This window comes from Acidovorax sp. (assembly GCF_046339755.1).
In the GTDB taxonomy this organism is placed as follows: domain Bacteria; phylum Pseudomonadota; class Gammaproteobacteria; order Burkholderiales; family Burkholderiaceae_C; genus Acidovorax.
The window spans coordinates 1-2,594 of record NZ_JBKDTZ010000063.1; the positions used below are offsets into that span (position 1 = coordinate 1).

The following is a 2,594-nucleotide window of genomic DNA, read 5'->3' on the forward strand; positions in this document are numbered from 1 at the left end:
CGTGAACGCGCAGGCGCAGGCCCAGGCCTCCAACGCTCAGGCCCCGCCGGCCACCCCGGAGCCGCTGGCCCTGCCGGCGGGCGTGCAGCGTGTGCAGTCGGTGGAGGGCATCCCCGAATACCGGCTGGCCAACGGCCTCAAGGTGCTGCTGGCACCCGACGTTGCCGACGACAAGGTCAGCATCAACCTGACGTACCAGGTGGGCGCACGGCATGAGGGCAATGGTGAAACCGGCATGGCCCACCTGCTGGAGCACCTGATCTTCAAGGGCACGCCCGCCACCCCCGACCCGAAGACTGAGTTCCTGCGTCGTGGCTTTGCCTTCAACGGCACCACGTCGCCTGACCGCACGGATTACTTCGCCACCTTCAGCTCCCGTCCCGAGGACCTTGATTGGTACCTGAGTTGGCAAGCTGACGCCATGGTCAACAGCCACGTCGCGCGCGAGGACCTGGAGCGCGAGATGACCGTGGTTCGCAACGAATACGAGCAGGCGGACAGCAACCCCTTCCAAGTGCTGAGCCAGCGCGTCGCGCGCGCCGCCTACACCTGGCACGGCTACGGGCGCAACACGCTCGGCGCCCGCAGCGACATCGAACGTGTGGACATCGGCCGGCTGCAGGCCTTCTACCGTCGCTTCTACCGGCCAGACAACGCCGTGCTACTGGTGCGCGGACGCTTCGACGTTGCGCGCACGCTGGCTGGCATCCAGCGCACGCTGGGGGCGGTGGCCAGACCTGCCCAGCCGCTGCCCATGACCTACACCGTGGACAGCGCCCAGGATGGTGAGCGCAGCGTCGTCCTGCGCCGTCCGGCCCAGGCCCAGGCGCTGGTGCTGAGCTACCACGTGCCGCCGGCCCTGCACCCCGACACCCCCGCCCTGAACCTGCTGGCCCTGGCGTTGGCCGATGTGCCCGGGGGCCGGCTGCACAAGGCCCTGGTGGAGAGCCAGCAGGCCATGGCGACCTTCGGCGGCATCCACAGCCAGCGCGAGGCCGGCCAGCTTCTGCTGGGCGCCGCGCTGGCGCCCGCTGACGACGCAGTGCCGCGCCAGAAGCTGCTCATTGACGCCGCCGAAACCCTGGCGGCCAACCCGATCACGCCCCAAGAGTTCGAGCGAGCCCAGCAGAAGATGAAGGCGACCCTGGCGCTGGGTTTTGCCAATGCCGCAGCCGTGGCCCAGGGCGCCCTGCAATACGAGGTCTGGGGTGACTGGCGGGCGGCCTTCGTGAGCCGCGAACGCCTCCAGCAGGTCACGCTGGATGACGTCAACCGCGTGGCGCGAACCTACCTTCTGCCCAGCAACCGCACCTTGGGGCACCTTATTCCGACCCCGCAACCCCAGCGCGCACCCCAGCCGGCGCTGGCCGACGTGCAGGCGTACCTGAAGGGTTATGCCTTGTCAGATGCCACCGAAGCGTCCGTGGCCTTTGACTTCAGCACGGCCTCGCTGCACCGTCAGGCTGTCTTCAGCACCACGCCCGGTGGCATTCGCATGGCCGTGCTGAACAAGCCGGTGCGGGGCGACGTGGTGGAGCTGCAGATGCGGCTCCGCCTGGGCGACGAGGTGTCCCTTCGAGACCAGGAGTTTGCGGTCTTCATGGCCGGGCAGTTGCTCACGGGCGGAACGGCCCGGTACAGCCGCCAGCAGGTCCAGGACGAGTCGGTGAAGCTCGGTGCGGCGTTCAACCTGGCCTTCACGGGTGAAGACGGCACGGTCAACCTGCGCGTCAAGAAAGCGAACTTCAAGGCCGCTTTGGCGCTGCTGGCGGAACTCCTGCGCAACCCGACGGTCCCGCAGGCGGTGGTGGATGAAGGCCTGGCTGCCAGCATCAAGGCCACCGAAGGTGCCTTGGCCGACAAGGCCGCCTTGGCTGCCGACACCTGGGCGCGCTACGGCAACCCGTACCCCAAAGGTGACATCCGGTACTACAACGGCCGTGCGGAGTCGCTCGCCGAGTTCAAGGCGCTCACCCGCGACAAGATCGTTCAGGCCCATCAGCGCTTCTATGGCGCACACGGTGCCCGGGTCAGCATCCTGGGGCCGATCGATCATGCGCAGGCGCAGGCCTTGGTGGCAGAGGCCTTCGACGGCTGGCGCGCTGCGCAGGTGCCGCAGCGCGTGCCGCGGCCGCTGGTGAGCAAGACGCCCACCCGCATGGTGCTGGACACCCCGGACAAGGCCAATGTCTCCATCCAGGCCTATCTGGGCCTGCCCATCCAGGGCCTGGGCATGGAGGCCGAGGAGTTTGCGATGCAGCTGGCGGTGCAGATGCTGGGCGGTGGCCCGGGCTCCCGCCTGCACAACCGCCTGCGCGAGAAGAGCGGCCTGAGCTACAGCGTGGGTGCCCGCTGGAACGCCAGCCTTTACGACGCGTCGGCGCTTTTGAGCCTGTCGGCCGATGTGGCGCCGGCCAACGCGAGCCAAGCGGAGGCCGCGTTGCGCGAGGAGCTGCAGCGCAGTGTGCTCGAGGGCTTCAGTGCGTCGGAGGTCGAGGCAGCCAAGCGGCAGTTGCTGGGGCACCGGCAACGCTCGCGATCAGGCGACGCCTGGGCCATGACCTTCATGAATTTCGAGATGGACCATCAGATTC

At 68.3% G+C, this 2,594-nt stretch carries 1 protein-coding gene; it reads left to right on the forward strand.

Annotated elements, in window-relative coordinates; all coding sequences use genetic code 11:
- Window positions 1-2,594: M16 family metallopeptidase (locus ACK59X_RS05060; RefSeq protein WP_409955717.1), on the forward strand; the 2,594-nt coding region annotated here is incomplete at both ends.